This window comes from Pontiella desulfatans, assembly GCF_900890425.1.
GTDB classification, from domain to species: Bacteria; Verrucomicrobiota; Kiritimatiellia; order Kiritimatiellales; family Pontiellaceae; genus Pontiella; species Pontiella desulfatans.
Map to the genome: position 1 here is coordinate 567132 of NZ_CAAHFG010000002.1, position 20490 is coordinate 587621.

Genomic DNA, 20490 nt, shown 5'->3' on the forward strand with positions numbered 1-20490 from the left:
TTTCCAATGGTTGGAAAACGCATGCGCTTGCACAAAGGGAGGATTGGCATTTTTCGGGCAAGTTGTAGGATGCTTCTATTGGTCTTTTTGTAAACAAGGGAAAGAGGGTCGCAGATGAAAAAGTCATGTTTATGGTTCGTGTTGCTGATCACCGCCATTAATGCACAGTCGGCGATAATTATTGATTCGGGATTTGCCGCTCTAACGGGAACGGAGTTTCCCCCGACGCTCAACAGCAATTCAATATTCCGCAACGGCGCTTACGACTCAACCGGTGAGGGCTGGCTGGGCGGCCCCGGCATGGCAGGAACAGAAACCGTTGTTGATGCGAATGCAGGCACCATACAGTTCAAAGCTGCCGGTTTTTCCGGTACAGTGGGAAGTTGGTCCGATGCATTTGGGCAGGTGAATCTCGACAGTAAGGCCACCGTCGGACAGCAGGCCCTTCAGGTTGTTGTGGTGAATATCACCGATAATGAAGGGGATTTTGAAGCGTTGATGGAAATACAGTTCTTCTGTTTTAAAGGCACTACGGAGGTGTTCGGTAATGGGATTGCTCTTAATGCAACCTCTGTTGGAAGCTGGTGGGAACCCATTGGAACCGTTGTGTCGACCGATACCATTACCTCCAATGGTACCTATTCAACGGGGGCTATTGATTTCGGGACAAATGGTTATGAAGTCGTTGGGTTTCGTGCCCAGTTTGTCGAATTGAACGGCTCAATCGATTTTAATGATAACATGACGGTCTCAGAAATTTCAGTTTCTTTGCCGGTTTCCACGTCTCTGCCGGATGCCCCGACCAACCTTGCCGTGACCGTCGTTTCAGGCGCGGAACTTCAGTTGAGCTGGGCAGACAGCTCTTCCAATGAGGACGGCTTTAAGATTGAGCGAAAAAGCGGAACCAACTCCTTTTTGCAGATTGACTCAACTGCCGCGAATGTTACGACTTATTCCGATACCGGGCTGATAAAGGGCATGCTCTACACCTATCGCGTCCGTGCTTACAACAGTATCGGGGATTCCTTTTACACCGGGGAGGCCTCCGCCGTTCCCGACGGCAACCTGCTCCCGCAGGCCGATGCCGGAACCGATCAAACCGTGACCGATGACGATTACAGCGGCGCAGAGCCGGTGATACTTGACGGGGCGGGATCCACTGATGCCGACGGCACGATTACCAACTACGTGTGGGATATCGCCGGAACACCGATTGCCACCGGTGAAACAGCTCAGGTCTATCTTAACGTGGGTGCGCACAGCATCACGCTGACTGTGACGGACAACGAGGGGGCCACCGGAGCCGATGCCGTGCAGATCACTGTGGTGAGCCCGGGCAATCTCATCGCCATCGATACCAACACAACATTCCAGACGATTAAAGGCTGGTGGATGAATGAGTCCTTTCAGCCGTTCACGACCGCGACAACGCAGGATGAAATTCTGAATGAAATCGTCAACGATTTCGGTATCACCGGTATGCGCTGGCATTCGCCAGGTGGAAATTCAAACATGGGAGAGCGATGGGAGCGTCGCAACGACAATGACGATGCAGACATGCCGGATTGGTCGGCGTTTAACTTTAAATATGCGGATCGGGAAATCACGGAACTTGTGCTGCCGTTGAAACGTCTGGTTGAAGCCAACGGCGAACCGTTCAGTATGTATCTGACACAGGCATTTTATGATACCGGCTCAACCGGAACGTCTCCGGCCTGGCAGATGAACAGCCCCGGTGAACATGCCGAGTTCCTGATTGCGCTGCTTCGGCGCCTGCGTGAGGTTCATGGAATTGAGGCGGATTATTGCACGATCCTGAACGAGCCGGATTATAAAAGTTCATGGACTCCCGGCATGATCCACGAGATGGTCAGAACCGTCGGCCCGCGTCTGGAGGCGGCCGGCTTGAAAACCCGGATCCAGTTCCCGGAAAGTCTCAATGTGGATGTTGGCTGGAGCGACTTTATTGAACCGGTGATCAACGATGAGGAGTTCTGGTCCTATATCGGGCTGATCAGCTATCACCGTTACGGTGGATTCACCAAACTTGCTGATCTAGGGCAGTTTGCCGCAGAGCGGGGGCTGCCGACGGCCCAGACGGAGTACGGCTATCTGACCACCGATCGGTTGTATGAAGATCTCGCGATCGGCAACAATTCCTATTGGGACATTTATAGCGTTCACAGCCAGATCGAAACATACGGGTCGCCTGAAATTTACAATCGTATCGAAAAAAGTTCGTGGTACTGGCGCCTGCGGCAGGTGATCCACTATGTGCGCCCCGGCGCGGTTCGCGTGGAATCGGCTTCAAACAACGCTCAGGTGCGCGCACTGGCTTTTATTAAGGACGGAAGAACAGTTGCGGTCGTTTTAAATGATCTTGACTCCACCGCACGTTCGATCCGTCTGTCGGGTTTGACTCAGGGAACGTACGGAGTGTGCCGATCAAGGACCTCCAACCGTTACGAGGAGCTTGGCTTGCAGACGGTTGATGCTTCAGGGGAGCTCACGCTGGACGTTCCCGGCGGAACGGTTCTGACCCTCTATCCCTATCCGGGAAGCAACATGCCGCCCGTCATCAGAAACTGGAATACGGACACCTCCTGGCTGATCTCCCCTTCGGACAGCGTGAACCTGAGCTCATCCGCCACAGATCCCGAAGGTGATGCCATCAGTTATCAGTGGTCAGTGGCCCGGGCTCCGGCCGGAGCACCGGTTAATCTGGCCAGTCCGAACGCTTCTTTCTGCCCGGTGTCCGGCCTGACGGTGCCCGGTGAATATGCCTTTACACTGTCGGTCAGCGATGGGGCCGGCACGGTGCGGCGCGAGGCGCGCACCACGGTTTTTGCGTCCGACCCGCCGCCGGAGATCATGACCATTCACAATCGGATTCCCGTGGTGGTCACGCTGCCGCAGGCCGGCACGCAGATGCGCGGGTATGCGTGGGATCTGGGCGGCACAGCCTTGACGTATCAATGGACCGTGGTCTCGCAGCCCCCGGGTGCTGCGGCCATTTTTGCGGCTTCGACCAATATGAACAGCGACGTAACCGGCATGACGGTTGCCGGCGAGTATGTGTTCAGGCTGGAGGCTTCCGACGGCATCAGCACAGATGCCGAAGAGTTCATGGTGACGGTTCATCCGGAAAATGCCGCGCCGATCATTTCGTCGGCAACTGCCGATACAAACGTGCTGACTCTGCCGGAAGACAGTGTGACGCTATCTGCCGTGACCGCCGATGCGAACAGCGATCCCATTGCTCACTGGTGGAGAACGGTTTCTGCACCGCCGGGCTCCTGGCCTGTTTTTGCGGACCAGGATGAGCCGGTCACAGACGTGAGCGGACTGATCGTTCCCGGCAGTTATTCATTCAAGCTGACGGTGGCGGATGAAACCGATGTTGTGAATAGCGGTCTTATCAACGTGACTGTTGCTTCCGGATCCTCGCCGGCCATGCTTCATCTGTGCGCTCCAGCCGGCGGAGAAACCTATAGTGTTTCCCAGCCGGTCGATATTCGCTGGAGCAGCGCTTACTTCTCCGAAGATGTAAAGATCGAACTCTATGACGGCATCGGCTGGTCGACCCTTACAGCTGCGACAACCAACGATGGAGTCGAGCCCTGGACCACGCCATCGGACTCGCTGAATGGATGCCTTATTCGCATTTCAGATGCGGCAGACGGCAACCCATCTGCTGTATCCGCTTCCCCGTTCAGGGTCGGAGGTTCGCGGTCTCCGATCGACAGCGATAGAGACGGATTGCCGGATACATGGGAAATGGAGTATTTTAATGGTGCCACGAACGCAGTTTCAACCGCAGCAGCCCCCAATGGCGTGAATACGCTGTTTGAAACCTATATTGCCGGGCTCGATCCGGTCGACCGCTTTGCGGTTTCCAATGTTTGGAACGGGGTGGGCTGGACGGCGGTTCCAGGGCGCGTTTACACCGTGTATGGAACCACCAATCTGATGAATAGTTTCCAACCTTTGGAAACCGGCATTGTCTGGCCGCAAAACAGCTGGACCGGTCAGGTTGGCGGGGCCGCCGGAAAGGCCTTTTATAAAGTCGATGTGCAAATCGCGCCCTGATTCCATCATGAACAGCAAGCAGCGCATGTGCTTGCGCGGCGAGCGGGTTGGTTTTCAACAGGCGAAGCCATATTATTTTTTAAATCAGTTTAGATTGTGAATTGGGTACAAGAGTAAATGAATTGAACCGGAGAAAAAAATGAACAAAAAAATGATCTCACTTATGGTTGTAATCGCACTGCTTACCTTCGGGGCTCAGGCCGTATTGGTCATCGATAACACCTTCACCAATGTGGCTGGAACCGACCTGCCTATCGGTGATTCCAACAACCTTGATCCGAACGATGAGCTGGACAACGGCTGGTATTCCGGTCCGATCAGTGACACAGAAGCATCCTTTGACCCGGCAGCTGATCAGCTTACGATTGGACCGGCGGCATCCATTTATGATTCCCTTAAAGCTTTTGGTCAGATGAATACGGATAATAAGGTAACCACCGGACTGCAGCAGTTTCTGTTCGATGTGGCGGCGGTCACACTGGGCGGAGGAGAAACCATTTCATTCTCTGTGCAGGTGTTCGGTTCCGATCTGGTCACCGCGGGTCAGGACTGGAAAGGAATCGATTTGAACGGATCAAACAACCACGCTCACTGGACGTCTCTCGGCACGGTCAGCACTCCTGCTGTTACCGCTGCAGGAACACACGTGACCGGCAGTGTAGATCTCGGCGACGGCTACAACATGCTTGCCTTTAAGATTCTCTGCGTGGATAACGGGTCCGCAGGGTATGGAGACACCATTACGCTCGACGGCATCAGTGCCGCCCCGGTCTCTGTTTCTTCTGCGCCGGACGCGCCGACCAACCTCACGGCCACCGCCGCCTCCACCTCCGCCATTAACCTGAGCTGGGCGGATGCCTCTTCGAATGAGGACGGTTTCTACATTGAGCGCGGTGCCGATACCAACAGCTTCGCGGTGATTGCCACCAATGCCGCCAACACGACGGTTTATGCCGACTCCGGGCTGACAGACAGCACCGAGTACTGGTACCGCGTGAGTGCCTTCAATACCATCGGCACCTCAAGCAATAATCCGGTGGCCTCTGCAACTACACTGGTGCCGACGCCTCCGAACGCTCCGACAAATCTGGTCGTGGAGGTCCTGAGCGCAACCAGCCTGTTCCTGGAATGGACTGATCTTTCGTCCGACGAGGACGGCTTCAAGATCGAACGCAAAAGCGGAGCCGGTTCCTTTGCGCAGATCACCAATGTTGCGGCCGATGTCACAACCCTGACAGATTCCGAATTGATCTCTGGTACACTTTATACCTACCGCGTTTTCGCCTATAACGGTGCCGGTAATTCCGGGTATTCCAATGAAGAGTCCGCCGTGCCGGAGAATATTGTTTTTTCAACCAACGTGGTGTTCAACGGCACCTCTGACTCTGTGCTGATGGCTGCCGGCGATACGAGCAATGTTGTACTGATCAGTTCTGCTGGTACGCATACCCTGACCAACAGCAGCGGGTCCGATCAGATTGCATACATATTCGGCAACTTTGCCGGAACCGCACTGACCAATACCGGTGATTCGGTTGTGCTCTCCTTTCGGGTCAGCAATATGCCGGATAACGCCGTGCTTCGGTTCGGCCTTGCCGGAGCACGCGACGGAGCTCTGCATACCACCAATGTGCCCAACACGGATTTCGCCCGCGCTTATGCGGCATATGGAATTGAAAAAATCGCAGATAATATCTCGACATTCTTTTACAAGTACAATGGGGGTCCGGCCAATGTAACCACAGAAGACCGGGATGTTTTAAACTTCACAACACTGGGCCTTCTCGGCAACTGGGACTCGGCGGGTAACCCGGATCGTTTTAATAACGATTCCACTGCGGACTTCACCCTGACGTTGACTCGCGAAGCGACTGCTTTCAGTCTTTCGGGAACCATGGATGTGGCAGGCGGAACCGGTGTGCAGCAGATGGACAGCATTCAGGTGATCCCGGTTGATAACGACATGGCGTTAACGGATGCTTTCACCACCTTTGCCATTGGCTGTGCGGGATTGACGGACAGCGCTCTACTTGATTCCGGAACCGCGCTGACTGTTTCAGAGGTCACCGTTGCTCATCTGGCGCGAGAAGAAGGCGGCAGCGGCCCGATCATTCCGCCGCCGGCGTCAACGGTGAGTTTGAGTTCTCTTGGCGGGGGTCAGGATGTCATCCACTGGACCACCGCGCAGGGATCCGGTTATGTCTACAGCGTCTGGTACTCCACCAACCTGCTCGCCGGCTTCCAACCCTTGGAAACCAACCTGGCCGATACGGTTCAGAGTCTCACCAACACGATTGGTACGTCGCCGGTTTTCTACAAGATCGAAGCGAAGTAATAGGGGTTGGCTCAGGCAAACGCCCCGATTTCCACATATTGGGAATCGGGGCTTCATTTTTCCAATGTTTGGAACTATTCAGTGGGCTCAGGAAAACTTTTTCCCGAGACCCATAGGCAGGGAATGACGGTGGTTTCGGGCTTTGCGGGAGAGCCTGTTTCATCGTGGCGGATCATGCTGTCCACTTGCTGCACGGCTCGCAGCGCGATCTGATCCATCTGCCATCGGTATCCGGCGATGGCTGAGCCCTCTTCAATTTTCAGTGCAATTAGCCGGATTTGTTCTGGGGTTTTGATGCCCGACTTTTTCAGAGGCCATTCGATGCTGCTGTTAGGAACAATCGCATTGTGAACGCCTTCTTCGGCCAGCCATGAGACCATGGCCTGCTGTGCATCCGGTGAGATTTTGAAAAACTGGGGGGGGGGGCAGGCGATACCGGCTTGTTTCCATAGTTCGATCACCTGCAGTGCGGCTGAATGGTTGAGCTCATCGGTTTTAGATCGGTGGGGCTGCTCAATCAGGCAGATGGCGGCCGAGGCGGGACAGCTTTTGAGGATTCTCTTCCCTGCATTCAGCAGAGTCCAGAAAGTGTCGTAACGAACGGTTGAAAGTCCGGTTTCCGCTTCCTCGCCGGTCAGGGTCTGCACGGAGGAAAACTGATTCCAGGGGAAGTTCTGCCAGGCGGTTTGATCTTTGGAGGCCATGGCGATGATGCCGGCCACGCCGCGCGATTTTAGCACCCGGGCGGCAGAAGTCGCATCCGGATAGTCATCGACATACAGCGATTCAAATCCGTAGCCTAGATCCTCCGCGATTTTACGGATACCGTTCTTCAGCAGAAGATAATGATTCGGATAATCTTTTTTCGACCACGCCACGAATGCCATGGAAACGGACCGCCCCGAGGGATGGATGGCCCAGCGCCGCTCCGCGAGCCGGCGCAAGGATGGATCGGGCCGGTAATTCATCTCCGCCGCCTTGGCCTTTACCCGCTCGCGGGTGGCTTTCGGAATGCTGGGAAGATCGTTCAGTGCGCGTGAAACCGTCGATGGATTAATTCCCAGCGCCGCTGCCACATCTTTGAGTCGAACCACGTTATTCATAAGATAATCATTATACGCATGCGCTTGCATTGTGCAAGGTTTGAATTCGGATGGGTAAGGATGGATATTAACCGAATGCTGAAAGATCAAATTCCCCGTCCCGAACACCCCCGCCCGCAGTTTTGTCGGAATACCTGGCTTTGTCTGAATGGTGAATGGAGCTATGAGTTCGATTTCGGTGAAAGCGGTATGGACCCTGTCCGGGGGATGTTTCGGAGCGCCGGGTTTGGCAGAAACATTACCGTTCCGTTTTGTCCGGAAAGCGAGTTGTCGGGGGTAGGCCATAAGGATTTTATCCCGGCAATATGGTATCACCGAACGATGGAGGTTCCATCGGAGTGGGGCGGGAAGAGAATTCTACTTCACTTTGGTGCTGTCGACTATGAATGTGAAGTGTTCATTGATGGTGTATCCGCAGGGCTGCACTTTGGAGGAACCGTTTCTTTTACGTTCGATATTACGAAATGGATACAACTTGGCAAGACACATCATCTTGTTGTCCGGGTGAAGGACGATCTCCGCGAGGGGAACCAGCCCGCCGGAAAACAATGTTTTTCATATAAATCAAAAGGCTGCCATTACACGCGTACGACGGGAATATGGCAGACGGTTTGGTTGGAAGCGGTCGCCCCGTACGGCCTTAAAGATATTCACATTGTTCCGGACTTCGACAGCTCCTCATTTGTCATCATTCCCCGATATCTCTCGGTTCGGCGGCGATTGCGGCTGGTTGTTCTGGCGAAAGCGAATGGCGCGGTTGCTGCAGAGGCGGATATTCCGGCGGTTGACGGCGTGCCTGCGGTTTTGCAGATGGCTTCATCAATTCCCTGGGACATCGAAAACCCTTTTCTTTACGATCTCGAGTTAAAGGTGGTTGATGATGACGGGCGTGTACTGGATGAAGTCAGCAGCTATGCGGGGCTGCGAAAAGTTCACATTGAGGGCAATCGCATCTATTTGAACAACAAGCCGGTCTATCAACGGCTGGTTCTGGACCAGGGATTCTATCCCGATGGAATCTGGACCGCTCCGAGCGACGAAGCCTTGAAAAACGACATTCTGCTTGCTAAAAAAGCCGGCTTCAACGGTGCGCGCCTGCACCAGAAGGTTTTTGAGGAGCGGTTTCACTATTGGGCTGATCGGTTGGGATATATTACCTGGGGTGAGTCTTCGTCGTGGGGCTGCGACTGCAACACCCCCGAGGGGGCTCGTAACTTTATCAGTGAATGGCGCGAAATTATTGTGCGCGACCGCAACCATCCGTCGATCATCATTTGGACTCCGTGGAATGAAACCCGCTACTATAATAATCCTGGGCAGCACAAGCGGGTGCATATGGATGCCTATAAGATTTGCAAGGATTTGGATCCGACCCGACCCGTCAATGATGCCAGCGGTTATCTGCATCACATAACCGATGTGTGGACCGTTCACGACTATGAGCAGGATCCTGAAAGACTCCGTAAAAACCATACGCCCGATCCGGATCGGGGCGTTTTCCGGAACATGCCGGAGTACGAGCCGGAGTATGAAGGTCAGCCTTATTTGATTGATGAGTATGGCGGTATGAAATGGGTTGGCGGCGAGGCGGAAGAACCTGACAGTGCCGCCTGGGGATACGGTGATGATTCCGGGACGCTCGACGCATTCTATACTCGTCTCGAAGGCTTGACCGACGTTATCCTGAGCCGGGATCATATCTGCGGCTACTGCTACACACAGCTCACGGATGTTGAGCAGGAGCAGAACGGTATCTATTATTTCGATCGGTCGGAAAAGTTTGATATGAAGCGGATTGCGCAAATATTTAAGAAAGAAAGAGCGGCATCATGAAGAAAATGAATACAAAACGGATTCGTCCGCTGACTGCAGGCTATGCGTTGTTGAGCGCAGGCTGTTTTTCCTTTATTACGAGCTCGTCTGACGCACAGGCGGATGCCCGCCAGCAACGGCCGAATATTCTACTGATTGTTTCTGATGATCACGGCTACGGGGACTGGGGCGATGCACTTAAAGATGCCTCAATGCCCAATCTCGACCGACTGGCGGCATCCGGTATTCATTTCACGCAGGGTTATGTCTCTGCGCCGATCTGCTCGGCTTCGCGCCTTGGCCTGCTGACCGGTTGCTACCAGCAGCGGCTGGGAAACTTCTGGTACGGCGACGGGGGGATGGCGACCGATGAGTTTGTTTCCATGCCGGAGATCCTGCGCGAGGCAGGCTATGCCACCGCCATGATCGGTAAAGTTCATCTGCCGGGGGTGCAGCACGCCCGCAACTTCCCGCTTCATCACGGGTTCGATTATTTTTATGGTTTTGAAGGTGCGGCCAAGCACTACCTCCAGCATAACGCCGCCGCCCATGAGTCGTTTCAGGAAAAACTGCTCAAATATCACCCGGAGAAAAAGGGATATCCCATCGTTTTCAATCAACCGATGCAGGTGAATGATTCGCGGAAAGATCAGGAGGGCTTCAGTACGGAACTGTTCGGCGAGCAGGCGCGCAAGTTTATGGCGCAGGCCGATGAAAAACCGTTTTTTGTTCAGCTCTCATTCAACGCCGTTCACGACCAGACCTATCAGCTGCCGCCGGAATACCTGAAGGAGAGAGGGATTAAGCCGATTGCGGATTGGGACCCTGCGATGCAGGATCCGAACACCTTTAATGATAAAGCTCTGCTGCCGGACTGCGCGGAGGCCCGCGACTACCTGCTCGGACAACTCAACTTCCTCGACATCGAAATTGGACGGATTCTCGACTTCCTTGATGAACGTGGGTTGCGCAGAAACACGCTGGTGGTCTATGTTTCCGACAACGGCGGTTCGCTGGCCAACGGCTCGTTCAACACTCCGCTGGCAGGCGGCAAGTTTACTCTGTTCGAGGGCGGCATCCGTGTTCCGTTTATCATTTCACAGCCCGGAACCGTCCAGCAGGGAATGGTCTGCTCTAACCTTGTCACCTCACTCGATCTGCTGCCCACCTTTGCAAGCACCGCCGGCGTTGCGGCTCCGGAGCTTTGCGACGGGCTTGACCTGACTCCGCTTCTCACCGGAACCGATCTGTCTGTAGGACACCAGACGCTGTTCTGGGATGTCGGCCAGCAATTCGCCGTCCGCGCCGGCGACTGGAAACTGCGCTTTTCTGAAACCACCGGACGGAGCCGTTCTCCGGCCGGACTGGGATTCCAGTTAACCAATCTCCAAGACGATCCGGGCGAAAAGCAGAACCGGATTGAAGAGGAGCCGGAAAAAGCCGCCGAGCTCATGAAGCTCTACCGACACTGGCGTGCCGGTTTGGAATAGAGTTTTTCGTTTTGCTGCCGTTACCCTCAACCAGGCAGGATCGAGAAGGTTGTATGAATGTGCCGGGGAACGAAGATGGCGGCAACCATCACTTGATGGCATTTTTTAAAAATAGCGCATGTGCTTGCATAGAGAAGATGTTGGTTTATTGCCGGCAGGAAAATACAATGATCCAGTCAATTAACAATGTGAATCAGGTATGGAATAAATGAACTGAACCGGGAGAAACAAAATGAACAAAAAACAGTTGTCACTCATCGTTGCAATCGCACTGCTGACTGTCGGAGCTCAGGCCGCGCTGATTATCGACACGGGATTTAACGCTCTAACGGGAACGGAGTTCCCCCCGACGCTCGACAGCAATTCAATATTCCGCAACGGCGCTTACGATTCAACCGGTGACGGCTGGCTGGGCGGCCCCGGCATGCAGGGTACGGAAACAACCGTTGACCCGGTTTCCCACGCTGTGACATTTGCGGCAGCAGGTTTTTCCGGTACAGCGGGAAATTGGTCAGATGCATTTGGGCAGGTGAATCTTGATAATAAGGCGACTACCGGCTCTCAGACCTTTCAGGTTGTTGTCGATAATATCAATGCTAACGGGTTTGAGGCTCTGATGGAAATGCAGTTTTTCTATTTTAAAGGTACTGTGGAGACCGCCAACAACGGGATTGCTCTTAATGCAACCACTGTTGGTAGCTGGTGGGAACCCATTGGAACCGTTGTGTCGACCGGCACCATTACATCCGAAGGAACCTACACGACTTCTGCCATCGATTTCGGGGCTGGTTATGATGTCATTGGATTTCGCGCCCAGTTTGTCGAGTTGAACAGCTCAATTACATTTGAGGAAAGCATGACAATTTCCGACATCAGCGTGACGGCGGTTCCGGAGCCGACGATTATTGGAATGCTCGGGGTCGGCGCGCTGGCAACGATGTTGATTCGTCGCACGATTACCCGCTGAGGTTGATCTTTTTTTATCCGATTTTACCGGGGAAACCCGGTCCGCACGGGCCGGGTTTTGTTATACTACTGAATGCAATCATGAAAAACAAAAAGTCAAGTTGCAGGAGGACAGCAGTCGCTGTTCTGGCCATGAGCTTCTGTGTCGGAATCGCACGGGCTGAATTTACTCCGATCGGCCCCGGCGACAACCTCGGTCTGCCTTATGCGGCCTGTCATCCACCTGGCCTGACTTATTATACGCCCGGCCCTTTTGCCAATTTGCTGTGGAGCTGTGGCTCGCTTTGGAATCCGGTCGGCAACTGGAAGGACAAGGCGACGGGCGCTGACATTCGCCGCACACTGGATGTCAGTGGAACGGTAATTGCCGGCAGTCAGATTGATCGTTCCGGCAACCCGCAATATCTGGTTCCTGGACAGGTGATGAATGCTCTGCTGACTATTCAATCCGATGCGCTGCTTGATGGGCATCATGTATACGTCGGCAAGATGGCGCTGACGTGGGAGGGTTGCGCAGACATCCGCTTAAAGATCACAGGAACGCAGGTGACCGGCTCGACTTCCGGGCTGGAAACGAACGGACGCCGGGAATGGATTGCCTCGCAGACTCAGGGGGCGATGTATGTAGAGATTTACGGCATCGATACCAACAACCCGCCGCACAATATCTGCCTGTGGGCGCCAGATCCGGCCGACTGGAACAACTCCACACTGGAGGGCAAGCTGCTGCATCCTTCAATGGAAGCCCGTTTACAGGATGCCGACTGGGGCTATGTGCGCTATATGGATCTTCAGTCCACCATCATGACCCGCGAAAAAGAGTGGCAGGATCGCCGCCTGCCGACGGACTGCTTTCAGGTCGGTCCGATCAACACCATCATTCCGGCCACGCCGTGGACCGTGGAAAAAATGAGTTCGGTCGGCATGGCGTATGAGCACATCATTCGCATGTGCAACGAAACGCAGATTGATCCATGGATCTGCGTGCCGTTCGATGCTTCCCCGGCTTATATGACCAACATGGCCAACCTGTTCATGTATGGCTCGGACGGGGAGTATCCATACACATCCGCCGTCACCAATCCGGCCTATCCACCGCTCGACAGCAATCTGAAAATCTACCTCGAATTTGCCAATGAGGTGTGGAACTACCGGCAGGATGATTTGCTGGCAGATCGGGGGGTATTGAACAATGGGCAATATGCGGCACAGAAGTTTTCAGACACCTGGGAGGTTTTCGAGTCGGTTCTGGGAACCAATCGCATTGTGCGTGCGGCGGCGGTCTGGACGGCCAACGGCAACGGCTTTACCACCGACCTGCTGAATGAGCTTTACGGCAACTCCTCGTTATTGAAGCCGGAAGTGATTGCTGGAACCACCTATTTCGGCAGCGGCATCCAGAACTGGGTCTGGGAGCAGATTCTGGAAACCAATGCGCCGCCAGACTCCTACTGGACCAGTGCACAGTTCACCAACGACATGCACACGGCGTTTGATCAGTGGGAACGGCTGGCTATGACCGGTATTAAGTATGGCGGAGATACCGGCCCCGACAAGCTGGACGCCCAAGGGATACCGGATTATCTGCGCGATTTCTGCTACAGCAAAAACGTTCCGCTGGTCTGTTACGAAGGCGGGCCGTCGATCTATACCGATTCAATCGATAAATCGACGAATCCGGATGGTGTTGCACTGACCGACTTCATGATTGCTATGAACGCTCATCCCCGTATGGCGGAAATCTACGACCTGCAGCTGCAGATGGCCAAAGAGGATGGGCTCTACAGCCATATGCCGTTCCTTTTGTATGAAGAATGGGGAAAGTTCGGGCAGTGGGGCCATCTGGAATCACTTCATGACGATCCGGATAAAGCGGTGAAATACAGCTATATTCTGGATTTTATCGACGAATGTAAAAACGAAGTCCGGCACGTCTACGATCCGCTCAACAATGTGCCGTCTTTTACAACCGCCGAGGAGCTACCCTATATTCTGCAGGGACTGCCCTGCAACCTGCAGATCCAAACAACCGGTGGTGATGGCGCACGCTCGAATAAAGTCATTGCGGCGCTGCTGCCCGACGGTCTCAGCATCGACTCCGACTTCCGCATCACCGGCACCTCGACCGAGACCGGTGATTTCCACCTCTACCTGCGGGTGACCGACAGCGACGGCGACCCGGCCTGGAGCTTCTTTCGGTTGACTGTTTTGGAGGCAACAATCGGGCTTCCGCTGCTCGAGTGGGAATTTCTGAACGCAGACGAGCTCAATGCCCGTACGAATGCGTTTCAGGAGCCCGGCAGCACCTACAATGCCGGCAATATGATGAGCAGCTCGGTCGGAATCGGACCCGGCCTTGAAGACCGCGACAACAGCCTGTACAACGATGATGCCTACACCGTTCTTTCGGCGAATTCCTCGTCCATGGACACCAATGCTTACATCCATTGGACTGTGCAGCCGCAGAGTGAACAAATAATGCATCTCTACAGCTTATATTTCGGCATCACCGGAACCAGTACCACCGACGACTTCCATCTGGAACTTCAATACAGTCTGGACGGGTTCGCAACGACAGGCACCGTTGTGGCGCTTCCGACAAACACATTTGTCGGCGGAGGAAACACCGCCGCCGGGATCCCGGTTTCTGTCCCGTTGACTGCATATTCCGAATTACAGAATTGCGACCAGCCGGTAGAGTTCCGCCTCTACATATGGGGGCTTGATAGCGCTTATGCCCGGATCAATTTCGGCAAACTAAGCAGTTTAACCGGTGATGAAACCGACCTGCGAGTATCCGGTCTTGTGTCCGATGTCGGGCTGCCTCCTTTCGCGCCGTCCAGCCTGAGTGTGACTTCAGTCAATGCATCCACACTGTCGCTGTCATGGGTCGACAACGCATTCAATGAAAACGGATTTAACATTGAGCGTAAAAGCGGAACAAACGTATTTTCACAGATTGCTGTGACGGGGATGAACAGCGCCGGTTACATCGATTCCGGACTGATGGCGGGGACAACCTATACTTACCGTTTACAGGCCTTTAACGATACCGGAGACTCCGGCTACTCCAACGAGGCTTCCGGCATGCCGGAGGTGAAAGTGATCTCGACGAACATCATTTTTGACGGCCTGTCGGATGCAGTGTTCAAAGCTACAAGTGACAACAACACCGTTTCGTTGGCCAGCGCCGGCGGCACGCACACGTTACTCAACAGTAGCGCAGGTGATCAGGATGCGTATATCTTTGGAAACTTTTCGGAAACCGTGCTGACGAATGAGGGCGAATCGATTACACTTTCTTTCACCGTCAACAACATGCCGGATAATGCCGGTATGCGCTTTGTTCTGGCTGGTGCTCGCGGCGTAAACCTGACGACCGCCGATGCGGCAGCCGCAATGTTCGCGCGCTCTTACGCTTCGTACGGAATCGATAAAAAAGTCGATAACATCAGTGCCGACTTTTTTAACTATGACGGCGGATCCGCTGGCAACACGATTGCAGACCGGCCTCTTTTAGGCGACACCAGCAGCAAGATCGGTTCCTGGAGTTCAGGAATTGGCGGGGATCGTTTCGACAACGGCGATACCGTCGATTTTACCTTGACCATCACTCGTGAGGCCGAGGCCTTCAATGTGGCCGGAACCATGGATGTGACCGAAGGCAGCGGCGTTCAGGCCATGACAGGCTTCTCTTTTACGCCGGTGGCCGGTAATAACGACCTTTTGCCCTCCGATGCATTCACCACGTTTGGGGTCGGTTGTCAGGGTTATGCGGCGCAGCAGCTCGACGCCGGCAGCTCGCTCTCCATTTCCGGCATCACAGTGATGCATACCGCTGCCGGCGGGTCGGATGACAGCGACACGGATGGACTGCCCGACAGTTGGGAAACCCTTTACTTCGGCGGGTCTACCAACGCCAACCCGGCAGCAACTGCCGCCAATGGAATCAATACTGTACTCGAAACCTACATTGCCGGCATCAATCCAACGAACCCGGCTGCACTGTTTTGGATTTCTGACTTCAGCTCTCTAACTTCCGAAACCACTCTGCAGTGGCAGAATGTTTCCGGCCGCATCTATACTGTGTATTGGACCTCGAATTTATTGAGCGGTTTCCAGACTTTGGGAACCAACAACACCGGAATCTTCACAGATTCGGTGCATAGCGCCGGTTCAGAGGGGTTTTATAAAATTGATGTGGGGCTTGCACCGTAATGTTTCCAAACATTGGAAAGTTCCACTGGTTGGAAAAGAAATAGAGAGAAGACTAAATGAAAAAACTGACATATATTTTTGGCCTGTTCGTATTAATCCCTTTGCTGGGCAGCGCACAGACCCGTATAACCGTGACCCCCGCAGTTGTTCGCAGCGCGACAGAGTTCGAGCCGCTGGGGTTGAATAATTTTGGAGATATCGGCGGCATGTCCGCTTCGAGTGGCAACATCATCCGGCAGGGTGGCTTTGAACTGGCTCACATGCGGGATCTTTACCGGGTGATCGAATCCGGAAAAGACAAGGGGTATCAGTGGATCACGCTCGATGGCCCCAGTACCTCTAACTGGCTCAAATACAATACGGGTGCCTACAGCGGTGCACGGATGCGTGCCTACCGTTTTCTGGATGCCGGAGGCGCGAGCCTTCCGTATAAAGAGGCGAAGGTTGATGGCGGCAGAATTCTCGACATAAAAAATGTAGCGCAGGTCCGTCCGCTTTTTGACGGAAAGGTGCTGCCGAAAAACACCCCCGGATTCCCGGACGGCGGCTGGCTGGCCGATTCGGGTGTGGCCGATTTCAACGATTGGAAGGCCAAGTCGAAATCGGAGCAGGCGGAAATCAAAAAAGGGTGGAGAGTCTATTATGATGCGGATGTGCCGTTGCAGATGGACGACGTTGTTATTTTTGAACAAGAGGTTCTTTGGCCGGATCCGCACGATTTTCATCCGCGAGTGAGAGGCAATGGGGTTTCGTTGGACTGGAGCAATGTTGTTGGGACTTCACGTTTAGTCCCCGTTCCCGAAGAGATGCCGGAAGAGGTGGATTTCGGCAAGAGCGTTTGTCGGATTACGCCCGAAAACGGTGTGGCGCAACTGTGGTACAAATTATTCACCGCCACCGGACGCAAGGATGCCCGCTGGTACGGTCAGCTGGATGAAGGCGTAATCTATCGCTATGAAGCATGGGTAAAAGTCGACGGTGCTAAAAGCGGACGTGTTCGTCTCGGACTTGGCGGCAACACCCCCGGGGGATGGCAGACCGGCTATTTCGGTGCCGCCATCGGACAGGATTTCGAGGCGCAAGATGACTGGACGCTGGTCGGCTTTGAGTTCACCGCGCCCGTAACTCCCGAAAATGGAGGGATCGAAGGAGCTGTTCTGCGGTACGTCGGCGAAGGAGATCTGCTGGTGGATAATGTAAAGCTTCAGCCGGTGTACAGCCGCGGCGATGCAGAAAAGCCGTTTGTGATTAACCAGCGACTGCTTAAAACCTTGATGGATAACCAGCCCGCCACCGGACGCAAGGGTGCACTCCGTGCGTGGTCGGGCCTGAATCAGGCATCGATGGACGACTTGTTGCGCTGGTCGGCTCCGTCTGAATTGAAACTTCAGAGCGGCATTGTAATGACAGATGTCAACGAGCGACCGGTCTTTCCGAAGACCCTCACCATTCTGGAAGCGACCGGCGACAGTCCGGAAACGCGGATGGTGCCATGGCTGATCGGTCAGGTCACCCACAGCCCTGAAGAGTATTGCCAGCTGGTGGAGTACCTCGCCGCATCTTACGACCCGGCTGTGGACAGCCCGGAGAGCAAACCATACGCCTACCGCCGAACCCTGCATCGCGGGCATCTGCGCCCCTGGACGGATGACTTCCGCGAAATCATCATCGAATTCGGCAACGAAAACTGGCACAACCGTAAAATGCCAGAGTGGATCGGGGTGGGGCGCTGGGGAACTGTACATCAGGGAGGTCCCGAGATGGGCGTCTTCACCCGCTACCTCGCCGAAGAAATGCGCCAGAGCCCCTATTGGGATGAAACGAAGTTCAAAATAAACGTCGGCGGCAACTATACCGCCGGAGTCAATGCCGATGGATCCGTGAAAGGCTACGGACAGGAAGCCGTGCAGACGGCGGGCGATACGGCGGACTATCACAGCCACGCGACCTACATTGGTCCGCGCTGGGAAACCGGCGAGAGTAGTCAGACATCCATCGACGATGCGGGGGTTCAGAAAACTCTTTTTGCATACCGCCCTGTGAAGCACAACGAGTGGCAGTTGCAGGCTGACGCCCATGAGCAGCTCAAAAAACTTGGATTCGATGTCAAAATGACCGCCTATGAAGGTGGCCCGTCCGGCTTTGGCTTGCGCGCTAAAACGCCGGAAGAGGAATTTGCCGGTGAATACTACGGCAAGTCGTATGCCATGGGTACCGCGATGCTCGATGCATGGCTTGATGCGTGGAGCAAGGGATGGACCCACCAGTGTTACCTCAACTTCGGACAGGGGCAATGGTGGAACAGCCACACCCCCATCGCCCAGGGTCACCGCCCGTCACCCGGCTTCCTGATCCAGACGCTCATTAACCAAACCATTGCCAATCGTGACATGCTCACTACCACGGTCATTGCTTCGCCGACTATGGAGTTCATTGAGGCTCCGCCCAAGTGGAATAAAAACGCGTCTCCGGTCGCGCATCAGGTTGATACCATTCAGGCGCACAGCTTTGGGGATGGCCGTGTGGTTGTCGTCGCCATTTCCAACCTGAGTCTGGATCAGGCGCAGCCAGTAGAGATCGATTTGCCCTTTAAGCAGACCTTGTCGATCACGCAACACACACTGAAGGGGGATCCGCGCGACACCAACATGGATGATCTTAAAGTGGAGCTGACCTCACGGAAGCTTTCGGCTGATCAGCTTAAAAACGGCCAGTTCCGGACCGAGATTGCCGCCGGTAGTCCCGTCGTATTCGTATTTGAAAAATAACGCCAGTTTGAAGCACAGTATGATTATGGAAATAAAACGTCCCAACCTTTTGTTTATTATGACCGATCAGCATCGTTTTGATGCGCTGGGGGCTAACGGGAACGATGTGGTGCAGACATCGAATCTCGATGCACTGGCGCTCTCCGGTGCCAACGTGCAGGGGTACTTTACCAATGCCCCGGTTTGTGTGCCGAGCCGTTGCACGTTGTTCACCGGTCGCTATCCGCATTCGCACTGCATCCGGGAAAACTACAATTTTCTGGAGGCGGGACGTGAAATCCATCTGTTCCGTGTGTTGAAACAGGCCGGGTATAAAATAGGCTACTGCGGCAAAAACCATCTGCTCGATGCACAGGAGTTTGAAAACTTCGATTATACCGGTTACATGGACGACAGCCCGCGCGCGACGGCGGAAACAACCCTGCATGAAAAATATATCGCGAACAGTGAAGCGCTCGGTGTGCCGTTTGGAAAACATAAGATCTGGCGAACCGGATTGGTGCACGATGAACCCAAAGATGCCTCGCGGGCCTGGCTGACCGCACAGGCCGGGGCGGAGTTTTTGAAACAGCAGGACGGGCAGGATCCGTTCGCACTCTGCGTATCGTTCAAGGATCCTCATGTGCCGCATATGGCACTGCGTGAATATTACGACTGCATCGATCAGAAGCAGATCAAACTTTATCCTTCAGAAACCGACGACGAACGCGCCCTCAAGGCGCGGCGCTGGGCCATCAAGCGGGCCGCTTTCCACGCCGAAGAAGCAACAGCAAAAGACATTCGCCATTACATCGCCGTCTACTACGCCATGATCGGCTGGGTCGATACACAGATCGGCGAGTTGCTTGAAACCCTGCGCGAGCAGGGACTCGAGCAGAACACCCTGATCGTCTTCACTTCCGACCACGGCGATTTCAACTTTGAACATGGACTGGCAAAAAAAGATCTCGTGCTCGTCGACAGCCTGCTCCGGGTTCCGCTGATGGTCTCATGGCCGGGCCGTATTCAGCCGAAAACGCTGAACGAAACCTTTGTTGAAGAGGTGGACATCATGCCGACTCTGCTGGAGTTGCTGGAGATCGAAACGCCCGTCGGCGTACAGGGAACTTCGTTTGCGCCGCTGCTGCGCGGCGAAACCGCCATGCACAAGGACGCTGTCTTTGCGGAGGCCTGCCCGCCGTATCTTTACAATAAATATCCGGACTATGAAGCCTTTGCCGCCGCCCATGGCGGCCGGGATTATGCGCCCTTCAATGTGCCGGGTGATTTCAATAAATCCATTCGGGAAAAGGATTTTCGCTACACGTGGTACGGTACTGGGGAGGAGGAGCTTTATGACCACCGAACGGATCCGCATGAGCTCAACAACCTTGCGGACGACCCTGCATACGCTGATGAAAAAAACCGGCTCAAACTGCGTCTGCTTGAATGGAACGCGCTGACCGAAGATCCGCTTGATCCCAACCTGCGACGCGACCTGCAGGAACAGTATTCAAACTGGAATCCGCTTCCTATCCAGCCCGGACACCACTACAGCCCGCTCGGTAAAGAAACCATCCATATGAAACTCGCAAAGCCGGTTTGAGGAATTCAGCGAAACGCAGACGGTTCTTTATACGGTTGGTGTGTTCGGGATCCGGGGCGGGATGGCTCTCGAAAAGGGCGACCCGGCCAACAGGTTGTGTTCGCCTGTTAGAAGGCGGCTTCAT

At 54.4% G+C, this 20490-nt stretch carries 9 protein-coding genes; 8 read left to right on the forward strand and 1 reads right to left on the reverse strand.

What is annotated here, in order from left to right:
• Positions 1-114: 114 nt before the first annotated feature.
• Both E9954_RS18025 and E9954_RS18030 read left to right on the forward strand, forming a co-directional pair.
• Positions 115-4089, forward strand: a complete 3975-nt coding sequence (locus tag E9954_RS18025) for a PKD domain-containing protein (RefSeq protein ID WP_136080686.1) — start codon at positions 115-117, stop codon at positions 4087-4089.
• Between the two features lie 139 nt (positions 4090-4228).
• Positions 4229-6424, forward strand: coding sequence for a fibronectin type III domain-containing protein (locus E9954_RS18030; RefSeq protein WP_136080687.1), 2196 nt, complete (start codon positions 4229-4231; stop codon positions 6422-6424).
• 74 nt (positions 6425-6498) lie between these two features.
• Here E9954_RS18030 and E9954_RS18035 read toward each other — a convergent pair whose 3' ends face one another.
• Positions 6499-7557 (reverse strand): LacI family DNA-binding transcriptional regulator, encoded by a 1059-nt coding sequence (locus tag E9954_RS18035; protein WP_342793825.1) that lies wholly within the window; start codon positions 7555-7557, stop codon positions 6499-6501.
• Between the two features lie 45 nt (positions 7558-7602).
• On the opposite strand from E9954_RS18035, the gene E9954_RS18040 reads away from it, so the two are divergent.
• From E9954_RS18040 to E9954_RS18065, 6 genes are all read left to right on the forward strand, one after another.
• A complete protein-coding gene (locus tag E9954_RS18040) occupies positions 7603-9360 on the forward strand; it encodes a glycoside hydrolase family 2 protein (RefSeq protein ID WP_342793786.1) in 1758 nt (585 codons plus the stop codon).
• A complete protein-coding gene (locus E9954_RS18045) occupies positions 9357-10829 on the forward strand; it encodes a sulfatase family protein (RefSeq protein ID WP_136080690.1) in 1473 nt (490 codons plus the stop codon). The genes E9954_RS18040 and E9954_RS18045 overlap by 4 nt, the downstream gene beginning before the upstream one ends.
• A 232-nt stretch (positions 10830-11061) precedes the next feature.
• A complete protein-coding gene (locus E9954_RS18050) occupies positions 11062-11796 on the forward strand; it encodes a PEP-CTERM sorting domain-containing protein (protein WP_136080691.1) in 735 nt (244 codons plus the stop codon).
• An 80-nt stretch (positions 11797-11876) separates the two neighbouring features.
• On the forward strand, positions 11877-16013 hold the full coding sequence (locus E9954_RS18055; protein ID WP_136080692.1) for a fibronectin type III domain-containing protein: 4137 nt from the start codon (positions 11877-11879) through the stop codon (positions 16011-16013).
• Between the two features lie 56 nt (positions 16014-16069).
• Positions 16070-18781 carry a hypothetical protein gene (locus E9954_RS18060; RefSeq protein WP_136080693.1) on the forward strand — a complete coding sequence of 904 codons (2712 nt, stop codon included), beginning with the start codon at positions 16070-16072 and terminating at the stop codon, positions 18779-18781.
• Positions 18782-18800: 19 nt separating this feature from the next.
• Positions 18801-20366, forward strand: a complete 1566-nt coding sequence (locus tag E9954_RS18065; RefSeq protein ID WP_136080694.1) for a sulfatase family protein — start codon at positions 18801-18803, stop codon at positions 20364-20366.
• The last annotated feature ends 124 nt before the right edge of the window (positions 20367-20490 follow it).